At 70.1% G+C, this 24,700-nt stretch carries 22 protein-coding genes, 1 tRNA gene and 1 other RNA gene; 11 read left to right on the top strand and 13 right to left on the bottom strand.

Annotated features, from left to right (window positions below; genetic code table 11):
• Window positions 1-1,086, bottom strand: coding sequence for a phenylalanine--tRNA ligase subunit alpha (gene pheS / locus M3T53_RS04605; RefSeq protein ID WP_272433277.1), 1,086 nt, complete (start codon window positions 1,084-1,086; stop codon window positions 1-3).
• Between the two features lie 166 nt (window positions 1,087-1,252).
• On the opposite strand from pheS, the gene panB reads away from it, so the two are divergent.
• The 3 genes from panB to ppgK all read left to right on the top strand — a co-directional run bounded on the left by panB (window position 1,253) and on the right by ppgK (window position 3,860).
• On the top strand, window positions 1,253-2,101 hold the full coding sequence (panB, locus tag M3T53_RS04600) for a 3-methyl-2-oxobutanoate hydroxymethyltransferase (RefSeq protein WP_272433276.1): 849 nt from the start codon (window positions 1,253-1,255) through the stop codon (window positions 2,099-2,101).
• A 32-nt stretch (window positions 2,102-2,133) separates the two neighbouring features.
• A complete protein-coding gene (map, locus tag M3T53_RS04595; protein ID WP_272433275.1) occupies window positions 2,134-3,021 on the top strand; it encodes a type I methionyl aminopeptidase in 888 nt (295 codons plus the stop codon).
• A gap of 80 nt (window positions 3,022-3,101) precedes the next feature.
• Window positions 3,102-3,860 (top strand): polyphosphate--glucose phosphotransferase, encoded by a 759-nt coding sequence (gene ppgK / locus M3T53_RS04590; protein WP_272433274.1) that lies wholly within the window; start codon window positions 3,102-3,104, stop codon window positions 3,858-3,860.
• 70 nt (window positions 3,861-3,930) lie between these two features.
• Here ppgK and rnpB read toward each other — a convergent pair.
• An RNA gene (gene rnpB, locus M3T53_RS04585) (RNase P RNA component class A) lies at window positions 3,931-4,295 on the bottom strand.
• A 42-nt stretch (window positions 4,296-4,337) separates the two neighbouring features.
• Here rnpB and M3T53_RS04580 point away from each other — a divergent pair.
• A complete protein-coding gene (locus M3T53_RS04580; RefSeq protein ID WP_272433273.1) occupies window positions 4,338-5,138 on the top strand; it encodes a YaaA family protein in 801 nt (266 codons plus the stop codon).
• A gap of 7 nt (window positions 5,139-5,145) precedes the next feature.
• Here the strand turns inward: M3T53_RS04580 and M3T53_RS04575 are convergent, their stop codons facing one another.
• Together M3T53_RS04575 and M3T53_RS04570 are read right to left on the bottom strand one after the other, a co-directional pair.
• Entirely contained in the window at window positions 5,146-5,889 is a 744-nt protein-coding gene (locus tag M3T53_RS04575) for a zinc ribbon domain-containing protein (protein WP_272433271.1), read from the bottom strand.
• A complete protein-coding gene (locus tag M3T53_RS04570) occupies window positions 5,886-6,734 on the bottom strand; it encodes a Nif3-like dinuclear metal center hexameric protein (RefSeq protein ID WP_272433270.1) in 849 nt (282 codons plus the stop codon). Before M3T53_RS04570 ends, M3T53_RS04575 begins: the two co-directional genes overlap by 4 nt.
• 295 nt (window positions 6,735-7,029) lie before the next feature.
• On the opposite strand from M3T53_RS04570, the gene lipB reads away from it, so the two are divergent.
• The 4 genes from lipB to M3T53_RS04550 all read left to right on the top strand — a co-directional run bounded on the left by lipB (window position 7,030) and on the right by M3T53_RS04550 (window position 11,613).
• Window positions 7,030-7,701 (top strand): lipoyl(octanoyl) transferase LipB, encoded by a 672-nt coding sequence (lipB, locus tag M3T53_RS04565; RefSeq protein WP_272433269.1) that lies wholly within the window; start codon window positions 7,030-7,032, stop codon window positions 7,699-7,701.
• Window positions 7,698-8,756, top strand: coding sequence for a lipoyl synthase (lipA, locus tag M3T53_RS04560; protein WP_272433268.1), 1,059 nt, complete (start codon window positions 7,698-7,700; stop codon window positions 8,754-8,756). Before lipB ends, lipA begins: the two co-directional genes overlap by 4 nt.
• The gene (locus M3T53_RS04555; RefSeq protein ID WP_272433267.1) at window positions 8,753-10,201 is read left to right on the top strand and encodes a class I adenylate-forming enzyme family protein; all 1,449 of its coding nucleotides are present in this window, start codon (window positions 8,753-8,755) and stop codon (window positions 10,199-10,201) included. Before lipA ends, M3T53_RS04555 begins: the two co-directional genes overlap by 4 nt.
• A 71-nt stretch (window positions 10,202-10,272) precedes the next feature.
• Window positions 10,273-11,613 carry an NAD(P)/FAD-dependent oxidoreductase gene (locus tag M3T53_RS04550; protein ID WP_272433266.1) on the top strand — a complete coding sequence of 447 codons (1,341 nt, stop codon included), beginning with the start codon at window positions 10,273-10,275 and terminating at the stop codon, window positions 11,611-11,613.
• A gap of 49 nt (window positions 11,614-11,662) precedes the next feature.
• Here M3T53_RS04550 and M3T53_RS04545 read toward each other — a convergent pair whose 3' ends face one another.
• Complete coding sequence (locus tag M3T53_RS04545) at window positions 11,663-12,952, bottom strand: DUF5692 family protein (RefSeq protein ID WP_272433265.1); 1,290 nt, start codon at window positions 12,950-12,952, stop codon at window positions 11,663-11,665.
• Window positions 12,953-13,140: 188 nt separating this feature from the next.
• Here M3T53_RS04545 and M3T53_RS04540 point away from each other — a divergent pair, with 188 nt between their 5' ends.
• On the top strand, window positions 13,141-14,163 hold the full coding sequence (locus M3T53_RS04540; protein ID WP_272433312.1) for a hypothetical protein: 1,023 nt from the start codon (window positions 13,141-13,143) through the stop codon (window positions 14,161-14,163).
• On the top strand, window positions 14,164-15,189 hold the full coding sequence (locus M3T53_RS04535; RefSeq protein ID WP_272433264.1) for a DUF5692 family protein: 1,026 nt from the start codon (window positions 14,164-14,166) through the stop codon (window positions 15,187-15,189).
• A 129-nt stretch (window positions 15,190-15,318) separates the two neighbouring features.
• On the opposite strand, the gene M3T53_RS04530 is transcribed toward M3T53_RS04535, so the two are convergent.
• Window positions 15,319-15,392: transfer RNA gene (locus M3T53_RS04530), tRNA-Val, on the bottom strand.
• 100 nt (window positions 15,393-15,492) lie between these two features.
• Complete coding sequence (locus tag M3T53_RS04525; RefSeq protein ID WP_272433263.1) at window positions 15,493-15,891, bottom strand: DUF3052 domain-containing protein; 399 nt, start codon at window positions 15,889-15,891, stop codon at window positions 15,493-15,495.
• Window positions 15,892-16,199: 308 nt separating this feature from the next.
• Here M3T53_RS04525 and aceE point away from each other — a divergent pair, with 308 nt between their 5' ends.
• Entirely contained in the window at window positions 16,200-18,941 is a 2,742-nt protein-coding gene (gene aceE / locus M3T53_RS04520; RefSeq protein WP_272433262.1) for a pyruvate dehydrogenase (acetyl-transferring), homodimeric type, read from the top strand.
• A 121-nt stretch (window positions 18,942-19,062) separates the two neighbouring features.
• Here aceE and M3T53_RS04515 read toward each other — a convergent pair whose 3' ends face one another.
• From M3T53_RS04515 to M3T53_RS04490, 6 genes are all read right to left on the bottom strand, one after another.
• A complete protein-coding gene (locus M3T53_RS04515) occupies window positions 19,063-19,713 on the bottom strand; it encodes a thymidine kinase (protein ID WP_272433260.1) in 651 nt (216 codons plus the stop codon).
• A gap of 81 nt (window positions 19,714-19,794) precedes the next feature.
• Window positions 19,795-21,258 (bottom strand): aspartate ammonia-lyase, encoded by a 1,464-nt coding sequence (gene aspA / locus M3T53_RS04510; RefSeq protein ID WP_272433259.1) that lies wholly within the window; start codon window positions 21,256-21,258, stop codon window positions 19,795-19,797.
• A 60-nt stretch (window positions 21,259-21,318) separates the two neighbouring features.
• Entirely contained in the window at window positions 21,319-21,723 is a 405-nt protein-coding gene (locus M3T53_RS04505; RefSeq protein ID WP_272433258.1) for a phosphopantetheine-binding protein, read from the bottom strand.
• A gap of 4 nt (window positions 21,724-21,727) precedes the next feature.
• Complete coding sequence (locus M3T53_RS04500; RefSeq protein ID WP_272433257.1) at window positions 21,728-22,231, bottom strand: DUF3145 domain-containing protein; 504 nt, start codon at window positions 22,229-22,231, stop codon at window positions 21,728-21,730.
• A 145-nt stretch (window positions 22,232-22,376) separates the two neighbouring features.
• On the bottom strand, window positions 22,377-22,868 hold the full coding sequence (gene def, locus M3T53_RS04495; protein ID WP_272433256.1) for a peptide deformylase: 492 nt from the start codon (window positions 22,866-22,868) through the stop codon (window positions 22,377-22,379).
• A 1-nt stretch (window position 22,869) separates the two neighbouring features.
• Window positions 22,870-24,681 carry a proline--tRNA ligase gene (locus M3T53_RS04490; RefSeq protein WP_272433255.1) on the bottom strand — a complete coding sequence of 604 codons (1,812 nt, stop codon included), beginning with the start codon at window positions 24,679-24,681 and terminating at the stop codon, window positions 22,870-22,872.
• Window positions 24,682-24,700 lie beyond the last annotated feature (19 nt).

Raw genomic sequence — 24,700 nt, 5'->3', positions numbered from 1 at the left:
TCATCGCCCCTTTCCGTTGAGGCCGAACTGCTGGGAGAACCGGACATCCCCCTCGACGATGTCGTGCATGTCGGAGATGCCGTGGCGCAGCATGAGCGTGCGCTCGATGCCCATGCCGAAGGCGAAGCCCGAGTACTCCTGCGGGTCGATACCGCTGGCGCGCAGGACGTTCGGGTTGACCATGCCGCAGCCGCCCCACTCGATCCACCCGGCGCCGCCCTTCTTCTGCGGGAACCACAGGTCCATCTCGGCGCTCGGCTCGGTGAAGGGGAAGAACGAGGGGCGCAGGCGGGTGCGGGCATCGGGGCCGAACATCGCCCGGGCGAAGTGGTCGAGGACGCCTTTGAGGTGGGCCATCGTCAGCCCCTTGTCGACGGCGAGGCCCTCGACCTGGTGGAACACCGGGGTGTGGGTGGCATCGAGGGCGTCGGACCGGAAGACCTTGCCGGGGCAGGCGACGTAGAGCGGGACGCCGCGGGAGAGCATCGCCCGGGACTGGACCGGCGAGGTGTGGGTGCGCATGACGAGGTGGGAGTCCCCCGGCTCGGAGCCTCCCGCGCTCGTCCCGTCGACGTAGAGGGTGTCCTGCATCTGACGCGCGGGATGGTCGATGTCGAAGTTCAACGAGTCGAAGTTGAACCACTCGTGCTCGATCTCCGGCCCCTCGGCGATCTCCCACCCCATCGACACGAAGAAGTCGGCGACCTCTTCCATCAGCGTCTCCAGGGGATGGCGGGCGCCGAAGGGGGTGCGCCGGGTCGGCACCGTGACATCGACGGCCTCCTCGACGAGGAGGCGGGCCTCATGAGCGGCCTCGAGGACGGCCTGCCGGGCGTCGAGCGCCTCCGTCAGCGCCGAACGCGCGCCGCCCAGGGCGCGGCCGGCCGCCCCCCGCATCGTCGGCTCGAGGGAGCCGATCCTCCGATTGGCCTCCACGAGGGGGGCGCCGTCGCCCAGGCAGCGGGCGCGCACCGCCTTGAGCTCGTCGAGTCCGCTGGCGTTCTCGATGTCGACGAGGGCGCGGGCGACGAGGTCGTCGACCGCAGCTTCGTCGAGGGGATCGAGGTCGGGGGCATTGCCGGCCATGTCCTGCTTCCTTCATCCGGGTCACGGGCGCGCATGCGCCCCGGGCCATGATAGTGCGCCAGGACGCGCGCTCCCCTCCCCGTCCGCGTCGATCTGGGCCTCGTCGCCCCGCGATCGGCGACGAGGACTACCCTGGGCCGGACAACCGACGACCACAGGAGAACCCATGTCCCGCATCACCCCCGAACCCGCGCAGACCCCGTCGACGACGGGGATCGCGCCCGGGCGAGTGAGGATCCATCACATCGCCCAGGCCAAGGCCCTGGGGACGCCGATCACGATGCTCACCGCCTACGACGCGCTCACCGCGCCGATCTTCGAGGCCGCGGGCGTCGACATGCTCCTCGTCGGGGATTCCTACGGCAACGTCGTCCTCGGCCACTCGTCGACGATCCCCGTCACCCTCGACGACATGGAGCGCGCGACCGCGTCCGTGTGCCGGTCCGTCCACCGGGTCATGGTCGTCGCCGACCTGCCCTTCGGCACCTACGAGGACGACCCCCGGCGCGCCTTCGACTCCGCCGCGCGCCTCATGCGCGTCGGCGCCCACGCCGTCAAACTCGAGGGGGGCGCCCAACGGGCCCCGATCATCCGCGCCCTCGTCGACGCCGGCATCCCGGTATGCGCCCACGTCGGCTACACGCCGCAGAGCGAGAACCTCCTGGGGGGGCCGCGGATGCAGGGCCGCGGGGATTCCCGCGAACGCCTCCTGGCCGACATCCGCGCCCTCGAGGAGGCCGGCGCCTTCGCCGTCGTCCTCGAGATGGTCCCCGCGTCCCTCGCCGCCGAGATCACCGCCGCCACCACTATGGCGACCATCGGCATCGGCGCGGGCCCGGCGACCGACGGCCAGGTCCTCGTGTCCTCCGACATGGCGGGGATGACCGAATGGGTCCCCTCGTTCGTCCGTCGCTTCGGCGAGCTCGGCGCCGCCCTCGAATCGGCGACCCGCGACTACGTCGAATCGGTGCGCGCCCGCGCATTCCCCGGCGAGGGCAACTACAGGGACGAGTGACCGCCGCAGGAGCGCGGGTCTACGCTGTGCGCATGACTCACCCTTCCGTTCTCGCCTCCCGCGCCCCCCTGGGCGACCTCGTCCCCGGACGGGTCTCCCCCCGCCGCGACGTCCCCTCATCGATCGAGCGCCCCGAGTACATGTTCCACGACGGGCCCGAGCGCGTCACCGCCTCCGACGTCAAGGACGCCTCGACCATCGAGCGGATCCGCCGGGCCGGGTCGATCGCCGCCCGGGCCCTCGAGGCCGTCGGGCGCGCCGTCGCCCCCGGGGTGACCACCGACGAGCTCGACCGCATCGGCCACGAGTTCCTCATCGACAACGGCGCCTATCCGTCCTGCCTGGGGTACATGGGATTCCCCAAGTCGCTGTGCACGTCGGTCAACGAGGTGATCTGCCACGGGATCCCCGACGACCGCCCCCTCACGGAGGGCGACATCGTCAACGTCGACATCACCGCCTACGTCGACGGAGTCCACGGCGACACCTGCGCGATGTTCGAGGTCGGAGAGGTCGACGAGGAGTCCCACCTGCTCATCGAGCGGACCCGCGAGGCCATGATGCGGGGCATCAAGGCTGCCAGGACCGGTCGCGAGGTCAACGTCATCGGCAGGGTCATCGAGTCCTACGCCAAGCGCTTCGAGTACGGGGTCGTTCGCGATTACACCGGTCACGGCGTCGGCGAGGCCTTCCACTCCGGGCTCATCATCCCCCACTACGACGCCGCCCCCCGCTACGACACCGTCATCGAGCCGGGGATGGTCTTCACCGTCGAGCCGATGCTCACCCTCGGCGGCGTCGAATGGGAGCAATGGGACGACGACTGGACGGTCGTCACCGCCGACCGCTCGCGCACCGCGCAGTTCGAGCACACGATCGTCGTCACCGAAGACGGTCCCGAGATCCTCACCCTGCCATGAGGCCGGCCACCGCGGCTCCGGTCCCGCGACCGGGCCCTGGGTTACGATTCGTGGACGACGACGAGCACCTGGGAGGGGCAATGGCACAGACGGCATGCGGAATCGACATCGGCGGATCGGGCATCAAGGCCGCCCTCGTCGACCTTGCCACCGGGGAGTTCTCCAGCGAGCGGCTGCGCATCGACACCCCCCGACCGGCCACCCCGGAGGCCGTCGCCGACGTATGCCGCCGACTCCTCGACGAGCTCGGGGTCGGCCCGGACGTCCCCGTCGGCATCGCCTTCCCCGCTCCGGTCATCCACGGTGTCATCCCCTTCATGGCCAACCTCGACGAGTCATGGGTCGGCATCGACGTCGACGCACTCATGGACCGGGTCCTCGGGCGCGACGTCGTCCCCCTCAATGACGCCGACGCGGCCGGCCTGGCCGAGATCGCCTACGGAGCGGCCAAGGGCGTCGACGGCATCGTCATCATCACGACTCTGGGCACCGGGATCGGCACGGCCATCGTCCACGACGGCAAGCTCCTGCCCAACACCGAGCTCGGCCACCTCGAGATCGACGGCCACGACGCCGAGAAGCGCGCGTCGTCGGGGCAGAAGACCCTCCAGGACCTGTCGTGGAAGAAGTGGGCGAAGCGGCTCCAGCGCTACTACTCCCACGTCGAGATGCTCTTCTCCCCCGACCTGTTCGTCGTCGGAGGGGGCGTGTCGAAGAACCACGAGAAGTTCATGCCCCTGCTCGACCTCAAGACGCCGATGGTGCCGGCCGCGCTCTTCAACACGGCGGGGATCGTCGGGGCCGCCTGGTACGCCGCCCAGCAGCGCCAGCGCCCCTGAACGGCCCGAGCCGCCCCGCCCCCCGTGCGCGGTCTGCCGCGCGTACGCGAACCTGGGCGTCGGCGGGGCGCGGATGAGCCGGCCTGTACGCCGGGTTCTGTTCCGCGCACCGTCACCGGTGGCGCGGCGGCGACCATCTCTCTAGGACCTGCGTCGCCGCAGGCCTCCAGCGACCTACCCGCGAGCATCGGACGGGCCGCCCTGCTCGCTGCTCGGTCTTGCTCCGGGTGGGGTTTGCCGAGCCGATGCGGTCACCCGCATCGCTGGTGGGCTCTTACCCCACCGTTTCACCCTGACCGCGGACTGGCCGCGGCGGTCTGTTCTCTGTGGCACTGTCCCGCGGGTCGCCCCGGGTGGCCGTTAGCCACCACCCTGCCCTGTGGAGCCCGGACGTTCCTCGAGGGCTCGCGCCCGCGCGGCCGCCCGACCGACTCATCCGCATCGCCGATCCTACCCCACACCGGTTAGGGTGCCCGCATGCGCATCTGGCTGCCCCCTTCCGAGGGGAAGACCCCTCCGTCCACGGGCCCCGCCCTCGACCTGGATCGCCTCGTCCTGCCGGGGCTGCGCGACGATCGGATCCGCGTCATCGACGCGCTCTCGGCTGCGAGCGCCCGCCCCGACGCCCTCGAGGTCCTCGGGCTCGGCGCCCGGTCAGCGCAGGAGATCGCCTCGAACCTCGCGCTGCACGGCTCCGCGTGCGCCCCCGCCGCCCGCCTCTTCACCGGGGTCCTCTACGGGGCCGCCCGACTCGACCTGGTCGCCCCGGGGGCCCTCGACTCCCTGCCGGTGAGGATCTTCTCCGGGCTCTTCGGCGTCGTCTCCCCCGCCGATCCCCTGCCCGATCATCGTCTCGCCATGGGCCGCGACCTGCCGGGCGTCGGTAGTCTCGCCGCCTTCTGGCGCCCCCGCCTCGAGCCGGCGCTGCGCGAGGAGACCGGGTCGCAGGAGGTGCTCGATATGAGGTCGGGACCCTACCGCCAGGCCTGCCCGGCCCCCTGGGCCCGGGTCCTGAGGGTCGGCGTCGTCCGGGAGCGCGAGGGAGTGCGGCGCACGGTCTCCCACGACGCGAAGAAGTGGCGGGGGCTGTTGACCCGGGCGCTGCTCGCCGAGGCCCCGTCGGGGGAGGCCGCCGAGGCCGTCGACCGGATCGCCCGGGGCCTGCGGGCGCGCGACGCGTCCAGGGACGAGCATCGCGTCGTCGACGTCGAGATCGACGAGGCGCGGGCGACGCGCGCGGGCGGGACGATCCGCTCCGTCGTCCTCGTCATCGATTGAGGGACGGTCAGGCCCTTTCGCCCGGGAGGGTGCGCACGACGATCTGCTGGGTGTCCTCGGTGATGTAGAGCCTGTCGTCGGGGGTCAGGCGGATCTGCTCGAGCTCGAGGGGGGAGAGGTCGGCGGCCACGCCGACGCCGTAGCCGTCGCGGACCTCGAGGACGGCGAGGACCCCGTTGCGGCTCCGAGCGTGCTCGTACTCGTCGAGGAGGCCCGCCGGCACGGACGCGGCGAGATCGCGGCGGCGCGCGATGACCTCGCGCAGCTCCTCATCGGTCGCGGCCGTGTCCTCGGCGAAGGAGGCCTTGGCGGCCTCGACGTCGGCGGCGATGGCCGCGGCCTCGTCCCTCATCGCCGTACGCGCGGCCTCGGCGGCCTCGCGGCGTTCCTCGGCGGCGAGCTGGTCGTTCTCCAGGCTCCTCAGGCGCAGATCCATCTGGGCGATCTCGTGCTCCATCGACGAGATGTCGCGCAGCGGGACCTGGTTCGCCTCGATCCGGCCCTGCTGGCGGGCGCGGCGCTCGGAGACCTTGGCGAGCTCGTCCTCGATGCGGGTGATCTCCCGGCCGATGTCGGAGATCACCGCCGTCTGGGCGATCGCGGCGCGCTGGAGGTCCTCGGCCCGTCCGGCGAGTTCCCGGACCGTGGCGTGGGCGGGATGGGAGTCGCGGCGGTGGCGCAGCGAGGACTCGCGCCGATCGAGGTCCTGCAGGTCGAGCAGGAGCAGCTGGTCCTGATGCGAAGCGTTCACGCGCGTCCTCCCTGGGTCGGCCGGTGGCTGGTCCACGGCTCGGTGACAATGGTAGAGACTACGACCTCGACCCCCGCGTCGTCGCGGGCCTCGGCCCTCGCGAGCCGTTCGGCCAGGACCGGCAGCCATGGCCACTCGGTCGCCCAGTGGCTCGCGCACAGCAGCGCCGGGGAGCCCGCCTCCAGGTGCTCCGAGGCCGGGTGGTGGCGCAGGTCGGCGCACAGGTAGGCGTCGGCGCCGAGGTCGCGGACGCGGCCGAGGAAGGAGTCCCCCGAGCCGCCGGAGACCGCGACGCGCTCGACGATCCGCTCCTCGTCCCCGCCGACGAGGAGGCCCGTGGGCCCCTCCGGCAGGCGCGAGGCGACGAGATCGGCGAGGTCGGAGAGGCTCATCGGGTCGATCTGGCCGATCCTGCCGTGCCCGATCGGACGGCCCTCGTCGTCGGTGCCCGCCTCCTCGAAGGGGACGGCGCCCCGGATCCCCACGAGGTCGGCGAGGGCCCGGGCCACGCCGTCCGAGGCGCAGTCGGCGTTCGTGTGCGCGTTGAGCAGGGCGATCCCCGCACGGATCAGGCGGGCGACGATCCTCCCCTTGGGATCCGATTCCGGGAGGAAGGAGGCGCCCCTCAGGAGGAGCGGATGGTGGGTGATGATCATGTCCGCCCCGAGGGCGATCGCCTCGTCGGCGACGGCCCCCACCGGGTCGACGGCGAGGAGGACGGTGCGGACCGGGCGGTCGCCGTCCCCCAGGATCAGGCCGACCCGATCCCATGATTCCGCGGTCGCCGCGGGGTACCACCGCTCCATGAGGGAGCACACGTGCGAAACCGTCCATGTCCGTGCCATGGCGCCAGTCTATCGGCGGGCCGCCCGATTCCCGCAGGAGCGCGCTCCTGCGGCCCCCGCGCAACCGCCACCGCCTCCGCCGATCCCGCCCGTGGGGAGATCGCCGTTTGACGGTCCAGGCGTCGAAACGGCACATGCGCCGATCCCGTCCCCTAGATCGCGGCCGCCCTGCTGCCCTCGGTCGTAGGGCGGATGCGCGCCGTGATCGGGTCTCCATGATGGCGTTCCCCTCATTCCGCGAGGGCCTCCCCCGTCGAGTCGAAAGGTCGGCGCATGGGGGCTACCCTGTCGATTCGTGGACGTCATCAACCTGCTCGGCTCGGGCCTCGTCGGCTACGAGGAGGTTGACGACCTTCAGCGACGCCTCCACGCCGACGTCCTTCGAGGGGGGCCCGACCGCCTCGTCGTGTCGCAGATGACGCCGACGATCACCGCCGGGCGCCACACGCGCCCCGAGGACCTCCCCGACGCCCCGCTGCCCGTGATCCACGTCGACCGGGCCGGGTCGGCCACCTGGCACGGGCCCGGCCAGCTCGTCGTCTACCCCGTCGTCCGACTGAGGGAGCCCGTCGACCTCGTCGCCTGGATCCGCTCGGTCGAGGCCGGCGTCATCTCGACGGTCCGCGACGAGTGGGGCCTCGACGCCCATCGCATCGAGGGCCGGGCCGGGGTGTGGCTCACCGACGAGGGGCGGCGGGACCGCAAGATCTGCGCCATCGGCCTCAAGGTCGCCCGGGGGGCGACCCTCCACGGACTCGCCCTCAACGTCGACATCGACCCGGACTCGGCGTTCAGCGGGATCATCCCCTGCGGGCTGACCGACGCCGACGTCGCCTGCCTGTCGTGGGAGGGCGTGTCGACGACCGTCTCGGCGGCGGCCGACGCCCTGCTCCCCCGCCTGGTCGAATCGATCCTCCCCCAGCTCGCCTCGGCCGACGACGGCCTCGTCAATAGGAGCCCCCAATGAGCACGCTTCCCGATCCCGAGGGCCGCAAGCTCTTGCGCGTCGAGGTCCGCAACTCCCAGACCCCCATCGAGTCCAAGCCCGAGTGGATCCGGACGACCGCCCGGGCCGGCGACAACTACCAGGACATGCGGGCCCTGTCGCGCTCGCGCGGCCTGCACACCGTGTGCGCCGAGGCCGGGTGCCCGAACATCTACGAGTGCTGGCAGGACCGGGAGGCGACGTTCCTCCTGGGCGGGGCGCTGTGCACGCGCCGCTGCGACTTCTGCGACATCGCGACGGGGCGGCCCGGCGAGTACGACCGCGACGAGCCCGCGCGCATCGCCCAGTCGGTCGCCGACTTGCAGCTGCGCTACGTGACGATCACGGGGGTCGCGCGCGACGACCTGCCCGACGGCGCGGCCTGGCTGTACGCCGAGACCTGCCGGCTGATCCGCGCGAGCGCCCCCGGCACCGGCGTCGAACTGCTCGTCGACGATTTCCGCGGCCAGGAGCAGTCGATCGACATGGTCGTCGAGGCCGGGCCGCAGGTGTTCGCCCACAACCTCGAGACCGTCCCGCGGATCTTCAAGAAGATCCGCCCGGCCTTCCGCTACGACCGGTCGCTCGCGATGATCCGGCGGGCCCACGACGCAGGGATGATCACGAAGTCGAACCTCATCCTCGGCATGGGCGAGACCCGCGAGGAGATCGAGGCGTCGATGCGCGACCTGCACGACGCCGGCTGCGACCTGCTGACCCTCACCCAGTACCTGCGGCCCTCGCCGCTCCATCACCCGATCGACCGGTGGGTCCACCCCGAGGAGTTCCTCGAGCTCGCGGCCACCGCCGAGTCGATGGGATTCGCCGGGGTCATGGCCGGTCCGATGGTGCGCTCGTCGTACCGCGCCGGACTCCTGTGGGCCAAGGGGATGCGGGCGCGCGGGCTCGAGCTGCCCGAGGAGCTCGCCCACCTCGACGACTCGGGGACGACCCTCCAGGAGGCGAGCACCGTCCTCGCCTCCCTGCGGGAGCGTCGGGCGCGCCGGGCGCGCGCAGCGGCCTCCGTCGCGTCATGAGGGCAGTCCCGGACTGCGGACCGGCGCGCGCGCTCGTGCGCGCCGCCGAGCAGCACCCGCATCGTCTCAGCCTCGTCGACGTCGGGGCCGACCGGACGTGGACCGTGGGCGAGGCCGCCGTCGCCGTCCGGCGGACGGCGACGGTCCTGTCCGAGGCGGGGATCGGCCCCGGAGACCGGGTCGCGGTGGTCGCGCCGAACTCGGCGTGGCATTTCCTCGTCCACCTGGCGTGCGCGTGGATCGGCGCGGTCACCGTCCCCCTGTCCGATCGCCTGCCCGCCCTCCAGGTCGTCGAGCGCGTGGAGGCTGCGGGGGCGCGCCTCGTCGTCGGCGAGCGCGTCGACGCCCCCGGGGGGATCCGTTTCCTCGCGCTGGCGGAGCTGTCCGCCGCCGTCGACGGCGCGGCCGCCATCGAGGGGGATCCGCCCTCCCGCTGCTATGAGACGGCGGCGATCCTCTTCACCTCGGGGACGACGGGCCGGGCCCGGCCCGTCGAGCTCAGCCACTCGATGCTGTGGTGGGGGTCCACGTGCTTCCGCGACGGCTTCGAGTACTCGCCCGCGCGCGACATCGTCGGGGTGTGCGCGCCGATGTCGCACATCGGCGGGTTCAACGGGACGTCGCTGGACGTCTTCAGCCACGGCGGCACCGTCGTCCTCCTTCCCGGATTCGACGCGCGCGCCATCCTCCGGGCCATCGAGCGCCACCGGATCTCGATGATGTTCGTCGTCCCGACGATGTGCCACGCGCTCCTCGACGCCCTCGACGAGCACGGGGGCGACGTGTCCTCATGGACCCGGCCCCTCGTCGGCGGCGACGCCCTCTCGCCCGCGCTCGACGCCCGGATGCGCGCCCATGGTCTCGCCCCGATCCACGTCTGGGGGATGACCGAGACCTGCGGGGCCGGCGCGATGCTGGCCCCCGACTCCCCCGGCCCCTCCGGGTCCATCGGCCGGCCCTTCCCCTACGTCGACCTGCGGGTCGTCGACGCTCACGGGGCCCCATGCCCGAGCGGGGCGATCGGCGAGATCCAGGTCCGGGGGCCGGGCGTGGTCACCGGGGACGAATGGCTGGGGACCGGGGACCTCGGGTCCGTGGACGCCCACGGGTGGGTGAGCATGGTCGGCCGGGCGGCGAGGATGATCAACACGGGCGGCGAGCTCGTCGCCCCCGCGCGCGTCGAGCAGGCGCTCGTTGGCCTCGAGGGGATCCGCGCCGCCCTCGTCGTCGGGCTCCCCGACGAGCGCTGGGGCCAGGTCGTCGCGGCCGTCGTCGTCGCCGACCGGGGGGCCGATGGCCTCGATCCGCGTGTTCTCGCCCGCGAGCTGGCGGGCGTCCTCGCCCCCTGGGAGACGGTCCGACGCGTGGAGGCTGTCGAGGCGCTGCCGCTGACCGCCAACGGCAAGCCCGATCCGGCGGCGGCGGTGGCGCTTCTCACCCCCTGAAGCGTCGAATCGCCGCGGATCCGCATCCTGCGAATTTGCTAATATTCTCCTGACTTAATTGAAGGAGAATCATGTCCCGCCATCGCATCGTCATCATCGGCTCGGGGTTCGCAGGGCTGCGGGCCGCACGGCAACTGGCGGGGCAGGACGCCGACATCACGCTCCTGGCGCGCACGAGCCACCACCTCTTCCAACCCCTCCTCTACCAGGTCGCCACCGGGATCCTCTCCGAGGGGGACATCGCGCCGACGACTCGCGAGATCCTCAAGCGCCACCGCAACATCACCGTCCTGCAGGCCCTCGTCGAGGACATCGACGTCGAGGCCCGCGAGGTCCGCTGGCGCAACCACAACGAGTCCCACACCACCGGGTACGACACGCTGATCGTCGCCGCCGGAGCGGGGCAGTCCTACTTCGGCAACCCCCACTTCGCCGTCTTCGCCCCCGGCATGAAGACCATCGACGACGCCCTCGAACTGCGCGCCCGCATCTTCGGGGCCTTCGAGGCCGCCGAGATCGCCGAGGACGAGGCCGAGGTCGAGCGCCTGCTGACCTTCGTCGTCGTCGGCGCCGGGCCGACGGGCGTCGAGATGGCCGGCCAGATCCGCGAGCTCGCCTCGAAGACCCTCAAGGGGGAGTTCCGCAGGATCGACCCGACCCGCGCCCGCGTCGTCCTCGTCGACGGGGCCGACCGCCCCCTGCCCGTCTTCGGCGAGCGGCTCGGGGACAAGACCCGGCGCGAACTCGACAGGCTCGGGGTCGAGATCCGGATGAACGCCCTCGTCACCGACCTCGACGCCTCGACCGTCACCCTGAGGTTCGCCGACGGCTCCACCGAGGTCATCGAGTCGACGTGCAAGGTCTGGGCGGCCGGAGTCCAGGCCTGCGAGCTGGGCCGCGTCCTCGCCGAGCGCACGGGCGTCGAGATCGACCGCGCCGGGCGCGTCGTCGTCGGCCCCGACCTGACCGTCCCCGGCCATCCGGAGATCTTCGTCCTCGGCGACATGATGAGCGTGCCCGGGGTTCCCGGCGTCGCCCAGGGGGCGATCCAGTCCGCGTCCTTCGCCGCCTCGATCATCAAGGACCGCCTCGCCGGACGCGACTGCTCCGACCGGGCGTTCTCCTACCGGGACAAGGGCTCGATGGCGACGATCGCCCGTTTCAAGGCGGTCGTCTCGATGGGCCGGTTCCGCCTGACGGGACTGCCCGCGTGGATCGCCTGGTGCTTCCTCCACCTGCTGTACATCGTCGGCTTCAAGTCGCAGATCGGCACGCTCGTCCACTGGTTCTTCAGCTTCATCTCCGGCGTGCGCTCCCAGCGCACGACGACGAACCAGCAGATGGTCGGCCGCCTCGCCCTCGAGCGCCTCGGCGCCCACTCGTCGGGCCGCCTCGTCGCCGGCGAGGAATGACCCGCCCGGCCCGTCCCGCCGGGAGGGCAGGGCGAGTCGGGAACGTCCGTCATCCGCGCCGCATCGGCACCCGGGGCTTGGGGTAGCGCCGATCCCGCCCGCGCCACCACGGCATCCACGAGGCGTACCCGTCGGCCGGGGGCTCCGGGGAATCCGGATCGAACCCGAGGTCGGCCGGCGTCTCCCGGATCCGGTCGACGAGGAAGTACTTGTCGCGGTCGTCGCAGTGCTCGCGCACGATCGCCCGGAACTCGCCGAGCTCGGGGTAGAGCACCCCGGTCAGAGGATTGCGGCGATGCCGCAGGATCTTCGCGAGCCAGTAGGCGAAGAGGGCCGCATTGGCCGCGAGGGCCAGGCCGGAGCAGACGATGTTGGCACGCGGGTCCATCGTCGCGAAGTTGAACGTCGAGTTCGGCGGGACGAGGAGCTCGGGCAGCAGGGTGTTCATCGAGATCCAGAAGACCAGCGTGAAGCACCGGAACCAGATCCACTGACCCTTGGCCCAGGTGAACGCCGGGATCGTGCACGCCAGGAGGAGGGCGAGCGTGCAGTACCACGTGTAGTCGGCTAGGGAGTTGTAGAGGAACGCGTGGTTCCACAGGTCGTAGGCGATCACCCAGGGCCAGACCATATCGACCCAGATCAGCCCCCGCACCCTCTGCTTGCCCGGCGACGTCGCGATGATCTTGCCCAGCCCCGTGATGGTGACGATGTTGAGCAGGCCCGCGGCGGCGGACATGAGGTTCCAATACCCGCCGATCGTCCGGAACCCGGTCGCGGGGTCGATACCGATGCGGCGCTCACGGAGGGCGGCGGCCACGGCCTCGTACCACTCCTGCGAGTGGATCGGCGCTGAGACTCCCCGGGCCTCGGGGAGCCCGGCGATCATGTCGATCGTATGAGCGTCGTTGACGGACTTGAGGCATCGCCAATCGGCGCCGCACTCGTAGTAGACGTCGGCGTTCGCCCAGATCGTCAGGTCGCGGACATTGGCCTCCATGATGTTGACGGCCAGTCCCAGCCACAGGGCCGCGCCCAGCCAGATCGCGTAGGTGTGCGCCTTGACGGGATTGCGCTTGGCGTAGACGAGGACGCTCCCCGTCATCGTCGCGGTGAGGATCATGATCGCGTACTTGCCGAAGGGGAACCAGCCGACCATCGGGGTCCCGTGGATCCAGGCGTAGGGCATGAGGAGGATCCCCCCGGCCGTCCAGACCGCGAAGATCGTCCAATTCCATCGCCGGTTGATCTCCGCGACCGCCATCTGGGCCAGGAGCACGACGAGCCACAGCAGATAGACCTTCGGGGTTCCGATCTCCCATAGGAACAGCGTGCTCATTTCTCCTCCTCAAAATCGCTCGTCGCCCGTCCTGATGGAGTACTTTAATGCGCATCGGCAGGGTTGATGCCCTATTCGGAAGGCGCCGAATCATTCAAGGATCAAAATTCATCACCCCGGCTCTTCACAGTTTTAATCAATTTCTCATCACTCATCTGCGACGACGAAGGAGACGATCCATGAGATCGATGAACCGAGGACCGGTGATCGCGCTCGGCGCCCTCGGGGCGGCAGTTTTCGGCGGAATGTTGGCCTTCAGCCAGTTCACCGGCAAGGCGACGCCTGAGGAGGCGGCCTGGCGCTATCCGGGCGACGACCTCATCGACGCGAATTACGCTAACGGGTATTCCTCGACCTACGCCACCACCATCGACGCCCCGGCATACGCCGTCTGGAGACTTTTCAAACAGATCGGCGCCGATAAGAGCGGGTCGTTCTCCTCAGAATTCCTCGAGCGAGTCTTCGCCCGGCTCCCCTTCTTCAACTCCTACGAAATCCAAGAGGAATTCCAACAACCGGACTCGATGATGCCCGGCGATATCGCCGCCTTCGACTTCCACGGGATGTCGATGGAATGGGCCGATATCGTTCCGGGCAAGTACCTCGTCCAATGGGTCGACACGAAGAACCCGCCGATGGCTCCGGGCTCCTACGCCTTCCGGTTCCCCGGGATGCGCCATTTCGCCGCCGCCTGGTGCTTCTACATGGTGCCGCTCAACGGGGGCAGGACGCGTTTGATCAACCACTGGCGCATCGGATACGAACCGGCTTCGGCGGCCATGACGGCGCTCAACTGGGTCAACATCGAGCTCATCGGCGGATGCATGACAAACCTGCAGAACATCTACGTCAAGAGGGTCCTCGAATTCCGCAAGAAGCAGCAGCTCACCGGCCGCTTCATGCGCAAGGCGCTCGGCGGAGGGCTGATCCCGACGGGCACGCCCGCGGGCCGATACGACGGCACTCCCCTGTTCGACGACACCTACACCCAGTGGTTCCGTTACGGGCGGCGCTCCCCCGCGGTCGCCGAGATCCGCCCCCCGGTCACCGACGACCCGGCGTGGCCGCCGACCGGCCCCGGAACCCCCTGGGCCGAGGAGGTCGACGCCGACTACTTCACCGGATGGACCGAGCCCGAATTCTCCTGGGAGGAGCAGATCCGTCAGAAGACCGAGCGCACGTACCTGCCGGGTTGGGGCAAGGAGGAGTAGATGAGCGGCATCGTTCCCCCGGATTATCCGACCCTCGTCTTCTTCGAGGTCGGGCAGTGGTGGGATTACGCGATGGCGGTCGTCGTCATCGCCGCGCTCGCGGGGACGGCGTGGCTCGCTCAACGCTCGATGCCGGTCGCCCTGACCGTCTTCATCGTCGTCCCGGTGCTCCTGACCCTCTTCTGGTGGCCGTATTCGACGGCGGGCACGGCCTCGGCCGGCTGGTTCCCGATCGTCAAGCAGTACTCGGCCCTCATCGGCTCGTTGAGTCTCGTGGCCCTCCAGGCGTTCCCGCGGCTACGCCGACTGCGCTGGTACCTCGCGATTCCCCCGGCGATCCTCGCCGTCAACATCATCGAAGCGGTGATCCGGGACTTCCAGTGCTACGGCATCCACGGCGTCGACCCGACCCAGGGGATGGTCACCTGGGGCGGTCCGTGGAACATCCTCAACGGCGTCGCCGGTATCGCGAACCTCCTGGCGATCTCCGGATGGGTCGGCATCTTCGTCTCGAAGGGCAAGGAGCGGGCGGTCATCTGGCCCGACCTGACCGTCGGCTGGATCATCGCCTACGACCTGTGGAACCTCGCCTACGTCTACAACTGCCTGGCCGACCGGGCGTGGTACTCCGGCGTCGTCCTCCTGGCCTCGTGCACGATCCCCGCGTTCCTGCGGTGCGGCCAAGGCGCGTGGATCCAGTACCGCGCGTACACGTTGACGCTCTGGTCCGCCGTCGTACTGACCTTCCCGCACTTCATGCACGATTCGATGTTCGCCCACCGCAGCTCCCACAACCCGTGGGCGATGCTCGGGCTCTCGGCGGCCGCGCTGGCCGTCAACCTGTGGGTTCTCGCCCGGCACGCGCATCGGATCGTCGTGCTGCGCCGCAATCCTGCGCGCCAGGAGATCTACTCCGATTCGGGGCGATCCGCTCAGTGGATCCGCGACCGCGCCGGCGACGAGGACCGGCGCCTCATCGCTGCGCGACTGGAGGCGAGCGCCGGGAGGAGCCCCCTGCTGTCCTAGGGCGTGCCGGTGGGGCCCCTCGGATGGCGGCTGCGACGCGAGCCCGCAAAACGCTCGGATCGTTCGGGTACCGCCGGCTCGTGGCGGCCCGGCGGCAGGAGCACGAGCGCCCCGAGGAAGAGAGGAGGGTGGGCCCGGCCGGATTCGAACCGACGACATCTGCGGTGTAAACGCAGCGCTCTGACCAGCTGAGCTACAGGCCCCAGCGCCCGAGGGCGCCGGATCAGTCTAGGACGGGCGCCGACAATGCGCACCCGGCCCAATCCGCAGGCCGCGTGCGCCACGGGCGCGCCGGAGGGAGGATCAGCGTGCGCGGGGTCGCGCCGTCAGACGGATCCCCGCCCAGTCGGCGCCGACCGAGGCCGCCGACGTCGAATGCAGTCCAGCGACCTTCGCCGCGTCCTCGACATCGGCAACGGGTATGGCTCCCGGCCTGCCCGGCTTGGGGATCAGGACCCAGATCAGGCCCCCGTCGTCGAGATTCGACAGGGCGTCGACGAGGAGATCGGCGAGGTCCTCGTCCTCGGCGTCCTCGCTGCGCCACCAGACGATCGCGCCGTCGACGACGTCCCCGTAGTCCTCGTCGACGAGGGAGTGCGCGGTCTCCTCTTCCACGAGGGCGCGCAGGCCCTGATCCGCGTCGTCGTCGACGTAGAACTCTTGAACGACCTGTCCCGGTTTGAATCCGAGGCTCACCGCCACGATCAACAACCACCCTTCGGCGAGAGCGCTCGGCGCGCTGATGCGTACTTCACCCGTTCATCCTACGTCACGCCCGACCGGCGCCGCCGATTCAACGGCCCGCACGAGCCCCGGCCACACCCTCCGCCCTCGTCCCGCCTCGCCGCGTGCGGCCCGGCTGGCTCCCGTCGCCCACCCGTGGCGCAAATGAGGCGCGAATCATGGGCCCGTGGTCCTAAATAGGCTCGCACGAGCGCCCCAGGCGAGGGACAATGGTCCCGATAGCACGAGGCCGTGCACAGGCACGGCACAAGAGACAGAGGGAAGCCGTGAGCCAATCGAGCGAGAACCACCCCGTCGTCAACGGCCTGCTCAGCCAGGTGCCCGACAACGACCCGCAGGAGACCGAGGAGTGGGTCGAGTCCCTTTCGGGCCTCATCAGCGAGAAGGGCGGGCCCCGAGCCCGCTACATCCTCCTCCACATGCTCGACGAGGCCCGTCGCAACGGCGTCCAGCTCCCGCAGGAGTACACGACCCCCTACGTCAACACGATCCCCGTCGATCAGGAGCCCTACTTCCCCGGCGACGAGGCTATGGAGCGCCAGTACCGCCGGTGGATCCGGTGGAACGCCGCGGTCCAGGTCACCCGCGCCCAGCGCCCCGGCGTCAAGGTCGGCGGCCACATCTCCTCCTACGCCTCGGTCGCCACCCTCTACGAGGTCGGCCTCAACCACTTCTTCCGCGGCAAGGACCACCCCGGCGGCGGAGATCACGTGTTCTTCCAGGGGCACGCCTCCCCCGGCCCCTACGCGCGCGCCTTCCTCGAAGGGCGCCTGTCCGAGGAGCAGATGGACGGGTTCCGCCAGCAGGCCTCGACCGAGCACGGCATCCCCTCCTATCCCCACCCCCGTCAGATGCCGGAGTTCTGGGAGTACCCGACGGTCTCGCTGGGGCTGGGCCCCGCCGAGGCGATCTACCAGGCGTGGTTCGACCGCTATCTCCACCTGCGCGGCCTCAAGGACACCTCCCAGCAGCACACGTGGGCGTTCATCGGCGACGGCGAGATGGACGAGCCCGAGTCGCGCGGCATGCTCCAGCTCGCCGCCCAGCAGGGCCTGGACAACCTGACCTTCGTCATCAACTGCAACCTTCAGCGCCTCGACGGCCCCGTGCGCGGCAACGGCAAGATCATCCAGGAGCTCGAGGCCTTCTTCAAGGGCGCCGGATGGAACGTCATCAAGGTGATCTGGGGGCGCGGCTGGGACCAGCTCCTCGCCGCCGACAAGGACGACGCGCTCGTCCACCTGATGAACGAGACCCTCGACGGCGACTACCAGACCTTCAAGGCCAACGACGGCGCCTACGTGCGCGAGCACTTCTTCGGCCGCGACCCCCGGACCAAGGCGATGGTCGAGAACTGGACGGACGAGCAGATCTGGTCGCTCCAGCGCGGCGGCCACGACTACCGCAAGGTCTACGCCGCCTACAAGGCCGCGATGGAGCACACCGGCCAGCCGACCGTCATCCTCGCCCACACCATCAAGGGATACGCCCTGGGCACCCACTTCGCCGGTCGCAACTCGACGCACCAGATGAAGAAGCTCACCCTCGAGGACGCCAAGCAGCTGCGCGATCGCCTCCAGATCCCCATCACCGACGAGGAGCTCGAGCGCGACCCGTACATGCCCCCCTACTACATGCCGCCCCAGGACCATCCGGCGCTGCAGTACATGAAGGAGCGGCGCGAGAAGCTCGGCGGTTGGGTGCCCGAGCGCCGCGACGAGCGCGACCCGCGCCTGCCCGCCCTGCCCTCCAAGCCCTTCGAGGGCCTGTCCAAGGGGTCGGGCCCGCTGGAGGTCGCGACGACGATGGCCCTCGTCCGCCTCCTCAAGGACCTCTTCAAGGACAAGGAGGTCGGCCGCTACTTCGTGCCGATCATCCCCGACGAGGCCCGCACCTTCGGCCTCGACGCGATCTTCCCGTCGTCGAAGATCTTCAACACGCACGGCCAGAACTACACGGCCGTCGACGCCGACCTCATGCTCTCCTACAAGGAGTCCGAGCAGGGCCAGGTCCTCCACACGGGCATCACCGAGGCCGGCTCGGCCGCCGCCTTCCAGGTCGTCGGCACCGCCTACGCGACCCACGACCTGCCGATGGTGCCGATCTACATCTTCTACTCGATGTTCGGCTTCCAGCGCACCGGCGACCAGTTCTGGGCGGCCGCCGACCAGCTGACCCGCGGTTTCGTCATCGGCGCCACCGCCGGCCGCACGACCCTGGCCGGCGAGGGCCTCCAGCACATGGACGGCAACTCCCCCGTCCTGGCCTCGACGAACCGGGCCTTCGTCATCTACGACCCGGCCTACGCCTACGAGGTCCGCCACATCATGGAGGACGGCCTGGCCCGCATGTACGGCGACCCCGATGGGCGCGACCCCAACGTCATGTACTACCTGACGGTCTACAACGAGCCGATCCAGCAGCCGGCCGAGCCCGAGGATCTGGACGTCGAGGGCCTCCTCAAGGGCATCTACCGCATCGAGGGCCATTCGGGCTCGGGGCGGAAGGTCCAGCTCCTGGCCTCCGGCGTCGGCGTGCGCTGGGCCCGCGAGGCCAAGCGGATGCTCGCCGACGACTGGGGCGTCGACGCGGCGGTCTGGTCGGTCACCTCGTGGAACGAGCTGCGCCGCGACGGCCTGGAGGCCGACGAGCACAACTTCCTCCACCCGACCCAGGAGCCGCGCCGGGCCTACCTGACCGCCAAGCTCGAGGGGTGCGAGGGCCCGTTCATCGCGACCTCGGACTACGACAAGCTGACGCAGGACCTCGTGCGCCAGTGGATCCCCGGCGACTACCACGTCCTGGGGGCCGACGGGTTCGGCATCTCCGACACCCGTCGGGCCGCGCGCCGCTTCTTCCGCATCGACGCCGAGTCGCTCGTCGTCCGGGCCCTCAAGGCCCTGGCCGACCGCGGCGAGATCGACCCGTCGGTCGTCTCCCAGGCGATCGAGCGCTACGACCTGTTCAACACGGCGATCGACGCGGCCGGATACACCGCCGCCCACTGATCCGCCGCTCGCGAGCACCGCCCTCCCGATCCCCGGGAGGGCGGTTCGCATCCGATCGAGGGCGGTCGCGCTGGAGTCGATGAGGCCCCTGCGGGCCCCTCCGGGGAGGCCGAGCGCAGGATCAGGACGAGGGCGCGCCGGCCCCGTCCCAGCCCGCGCGCTCCTCCCGGTAGGGCAGGCGCCCCCCGGCCCGCAAGTAGCACGCCGGGCACATCGACTCGTAGGTGACCTCGACGCCGTCGATGGCGACCTGCGCCCCGTCGAAGACGAAGTCGTCGCCCGCCTTGCGCCCGTTGAACATCGCCTTGCGCCCGCACCGGCAGATCGTCTTGAGCTCCTCCAGGGAGTGGGCGATCTCCAGGAGCCGGCGCGAGCCGGGGAAGGAGTGGGTCTGGAAGTCCGTGCGGATCCCGTAGGCGAGGACCGGGACGGAGCGCTCGACCGCGATGCACAGGAGGTCGTCGACCTGGGCCGGGGAGAGGAACTGCGCCTCGTCGACGAGGAGACAGGCCACGGGGTCTGCGCCGCGCGCCCGGTCGGCCGCGATCCTCTCGTCGAGCACGGCGACGAGGTCGGTGCCGCGGGCGACGAGGATGTCGACCTCGCGCGAGACCCCCAAGCGCGAGACGATCCGCGAATCGCCCTTGGTGTCGACGAGGGGCTTGGCGAGGAGGACCTGCTGCCCGCGCTCCTCGTAGTTGAAGGCGGCCTGCAGGAGGGCCGTGGACTTGCCGGAGTTCATCGCCCCGTAGCGGTAGTAGAGCTTGGCCACGCGCCGTCCTTTCGTCCCGGTGATTCTACCGGGACGGGACTCGTTCGACGGGCGGGCCGGCCCGGTCGCCCCGCCGGTCGGTCATCCGTCCCGCTCGGCCTCGAGGACGTCGGGGTCGGAGCCGGAGTAGAAGCGGATGTCGCGGTACTTGGGGCGCAGGAGATTGTCCACCGAGAGCAGGTCGTCGAGAGCGGCCTCGTCGAGGAGCCCCATCTCGAGGACGACCTCGCGGACGTTGCGGCCGCTACGCGCGCACTCGCGACCGACCGCGTCCCCGTTCGCGTGACCGATGACCTCGTTGAGGTAGGTGACGATGCCGATGGAGTTGAGGACGTTGGCTCGGCACACCTCCTCATTGGCCTCGATGCCGATGATGCACAATTCGCGCAGGGTCCTCATCGCGTTGGTCAGGAGCCGCATCGACTCGAAGAGGCTCTGACCGATGACGGGCTCCATGACGTTGAGCTGGAGTTGGCCGGCCTCGGCGGCGAAGGTCAGGGCGACGTCGTTGCCGATGACCTTGAAGCACACCTGATTGACGACCTCGGGAATGACGGGGTTGACCTTGGCGGGCATGATCGACGACCCCGCGGCCCGTTCGGGCAGTCGGATCTCGCCGAGGCCGGCCCGGGGCCCCGACGACAGGAGCCTGAGGTCGTTGCAGATCTTCGAGAGCTTGACGGCGCTGCGCTTGATGGCCGCGTGCATCGACACGTAGGCGCCGGTGTCGCTCGTCGCCTCGAGGAGGTTGTCGGCCCCGCGGATCGGCAGTCCGGTGATCCGTGCGAGTTCGTCGACGACGGTCGTCTGGTAGCCCTCGGGGGTGTTGAGTCCGGTCCCGATGGCGGTGGCCCCGAGATTGACCTCGAGGAGGAGGGCCGCGTTGTTGCGGAGCCTGGGGACCTCCTCGTCCAAGAGGACGGAGAATGCCTCGAATTCCTGCCCCAGGCTCATGGGGACGGCGTCCTGAAGCTGGGTGCGCCCCATCTTCAAGACGTCCTTGAACTGGCTGCCCTTCGCGGACAGTGCGTCGATGAGCCGCTCGAGCTCTCGGATCATCGCCTCGACGTTGGCGTAGACGCCCAGGCGGAAGCCGGTCGGGTAGGCGTCGTTCGTCGACTGGGACTTGTTGACGTGGTCGTTGGGGTGGACGACGTCGTAGCGGCCCTTGGCGTATCCGAGGTGCTCGAGTGCGAGGTTGGTGACGACCTCGTTGGTGTTCATGTTGACGCTCGTGCCCGCGCCCCCCTGGTAGACGTCGATGGGGAACTGGTCGAGGCATCGCCCCTGCTCGAGGATCTCGTCGCACGCCCAGACGATGGCGTCGGCGATGTCGGGGTCGAGGATGCCGTGGGCCCGGTTGGCCAGGGCGGACGCCTTCTTGACGAGGACCATCCCTCGGATGAGCTCGGTCTCCTCCCCGATGGTGGCTCCCGAGATCGAGTAGTTCTCGATGGCCCTGAGGGTGTGGATGCCCCAGTAGGCCTCGAGGGGGACGGATCGTGAGCCGAGGAGGTCCTCCTCGGTGCGGGTCGCCGTCGTCATTGAGCCTGCCCTTCGTTGATCGCACGCGGATATGTTCTGGGTCCAACGTCCCAGTGACGATCATGCCTCATCTTCGTCCCCCATGCCGGCGTTCCGCCCGCTCGCATCCAGTCCACGCCCTTCGGCGGCGTCGAGGAGATCGCCGAGGGTCCGCCACGAGGCGACGAGGTCGTCGGCGAAGGAGGTCTTCGTCTCGCGTTCGACGCGCGCGACGATGGAGTAGAGGCCGAGGGCGTCCAGGTCGAGGTCGGCGACGAGGTCGAGGTCGGCGACGAGGTCGAGGTCGGCGCGGGCCTCCTGCGGATCGAGGTCGACCTCGGCGAGGACCGCCGCCATCGCGGCCTCGCGGGCCCCATCGGCACGGGCCGCCGCCCCCTCGCCCGACGCCGGGGCGAGGCCGGATGCCTCGGCTTCGGGGTCGGAGGGGGTCAGTGAGTAGCCGAGGAGATCGGCGATGGTCCCCATCGGATCAGCCGACCCGGTTGTTGAGCCAGCGGACGGGGGCCCCGGCTCCGGCGTGGCGGAAGGGCTCGAGCTCGTCGTCCCAGGCCTGGCCGAGCGCCAGGTCGAGGCGCTCGCGCAGCTCCTCGAGGGTGCCGGAGGTCTCGAGGGCGGCGCGGATGCGGTCCTCGGGGACGACGACGTTGCCCACGGTGTCCATCTGGGAGTGGAAGATCCCCAGCGAGGGGGTGTGGGACCAGCGGCCGCCGTCGGTCGACGCGGTCGCCTCCTCGGTGACCTCGTAGCGCAGGTGCTCCCAGCCGCGCAGGGCGGAGGCGAGGCGGGCGCCGGAGTCCGTTGGCCCGACCCACGCGAATTCGCACCGGACCATTCCCGCGGCCGCGCCCTGATCCGTCCACTGGAGATGGACCTCCTGGCCGAGGGCGGTGCCCACGGCCCATTCGATATGCGGGCACAGAGCGGGCGGCGTCGAGTGCACGAAAAGCACACCGCGGGTGTACGTCCCTCTCATGGTGACCTCCGGTTGTTCGATGAGGATCGTCTTCCCCTACGCCCTCAACAACCCCGTCACATGACACACGGTGTTGTTTTCATCTTAGAGCACCTCGCCCGCCGACTCCAGGAGCCGACGGGCGGGGCGGGAGGAACGAGTCGTCCTAGAAGGAGGAGTTGCGGATATCGCGCAGGGCCCTCTTGCGAGTCGCTCGATCGAGCCGGTCGATGTAGATCATCCCGTCGAGGTGGTCGCACTCGTGCTGGAGGCACCGGGCCATGAGCTCCTCGCCCTCGAGCACGACCTTCTTGCCGTCCAGGTCGATGCCCTCGACGCGCGCGTACCACGAGCGCTCCGTCGGGTACCACAGGTTCGGCACGGACAGGCACCCCTCATCGCCGTCCTGGTACTCGTCCGTGGACTTCTCGACGATCCTCGGGTTGAGGACGTAGCCGATCTCCCCGTCGATGTTGTAGGAGAAGGCCCGCAATCCCACGCCGATCTGGTTGGCGGCCAGGCCCGCCCGGCCCTCCATGTCGACGCCCTCGAGAAGGTCCTCGACGAGGGCCTTGACCCTCGCGTCGATGTCGACGATCGGGTCGCACGGGGTGCGCAGGATCGGGTCTCCGATGATGCGGATATCGCGGATCGCCACGTCACTCCCCCTTCTCGAGCAGCTGTTCGTGCAATTCCCGGATCGCGTCGGCGGCCTCGGCGACCGGGATCTCGGTCCTCTCCCCCGTCGCGCGCACGCGGATCTCGACGAGGCCGTCGGCCAGGGAGCGCCCGACGACGAGGGACAGCGGAATGCCGACGAGTTCGCTGTCGGCGAACTTCACGCCGGCGCTGACCTTGCGCCGATCGTCGAAGAGCACGTCCAGCCCCGACCCGTCCAAGTCCTCGGCCAGTCCCCGAGCGGCGTCGAAGACCTCGTCGCCCTTGCCCGTCGCCAGGATGTGGACGTCGAAGGGGGCGATGCCCGCCGGCCAGGCCAGGCCACGCTCATCGTGGTTGGCCTCCGCCAGGGCCGCCATGACGCGCGACACTCCGATTCCGTAGGAGCCCATCGTCACGACCCGGGACTTCCCGTTCTCATCGAGGACCGTCAGGCCCAGGGCCTGCGCGTACTTGCGGCCGAGCTGGAAGATGTGCCCCACCTCGATGCCGCGCTCCAGGTGGAGGGGGCCGGACCCATCGGGCGCCAGATCTCCCTCTCGGACCTCGGCGGCCTCGATGGTGCCATCGGCTGAGAAATCGCGGCCCATAACGAGGTCGAGGACGTGGTGGCGATCGATGTTCGCGCCCGTCACCCAGCACGTACCCTCGACGATGCGGGGATCGACGAGGTAGCGGACCGAGCCGGTCGGCTCTCCGTCCTCCCCGACGGCGCGCAACGGCGAATTCGGCCCGATGGCCTCCGGGCCGATGTATCCGCGGACCAGCTCAGGGTGGGAAGAGAAGTCCTCGTCCTGGGCCATCTCGACCTCGGCGGGGGCGACGGAGGCCTCCAGGCGCTTCATGTCGATCTCGCGGTCGCCGGGCACGCCGACGACGAGCAGTTCGCGCGCCCCGTCCGGGTGGGTGAGGACGACGACGACGTTCTTCAGGGTGTCGGCGGCCGTCCACGGGCGGTCCTCGCGCGGGTACTCGGCGTTGAGGAGGTCGACGAGGGTGTCGATCGTCGGGCAGTCGGGGGTGGGGACGACGCGCTTGGGCCCCACGCCCGACGCATCGAGGGGATCCGGCGCGGGCGTCGTCACGGCTTCGGCGTTGGCCGCGTAGCCCCCGGGGGACCGGACGAACGTGTCCTCGCCGATCGGGCTGGGGTGGAGGAACTCCTCCGAGCGCGACCCGCCCATGGCCCCCGACATGGCGGAGACGATGACGTAGTCGAGTCCCAGGCGCTGGAAGATCCTCTCGTAGGTGTCCCGCTCGGCCTGATAGGACGCGTCCAGGCCCTCATCGGACACGTCGAAGCTGTACGCGTCCTTCATGACGAAATCCCGGCCCCGGATCAGGCCCGCGCGCGGACGGGCCTCGTCGCGGTACTTGGTCTGCACCTGGTAGAGCGTCAGCGGCAGGTCCTTGTACGACGAGTACATGTCCTTGACGAGGAGGGTGAACATCTCCTCGTGGGTGGGCGCCAGGAGGTAGTCGCCGCCCTTGCGGTCCTGGAGCTTGAACAGCGTCGGCCCGTACTCGTCCCACCGGTTCGTCGCCTTGTACGGGTCGGCGGGGATCAGCCCGGGGAAGTGGACCTCCTGGGCCCCCATCCGATCCATCTCCTCGCGGACCACGTCCTCGACCTTGCGCAGGACGCGCAGGCCGAGCGGCAGCCACGTGTAGATGCCGGGGGCCGTGCGCCGGATGTACCCGGCGCGGACCAGGAGCTTATGGGAGTCGACCTCGGCGTCGGCGGGGTCTTCGCGCAGCGTGCGCAGGAAGTAGGACGATAGGTTTCTCAGCACGCCGTCCAGCGTAGTTCAC

This window comes from Actinomyces sp. B33 (genome assembly GCF_028437565.1).
Lineage (GTDB): Bacteria > Actinomycetota > Actinomycetes > Actinomycetales > Actinomycetaceae > Pauljensenia.
The sequence above is the reverse complement of the archived record's forward strand: the minus strand, read 5'-3'. Positions and strand labels throughout refer to the sequence as shown.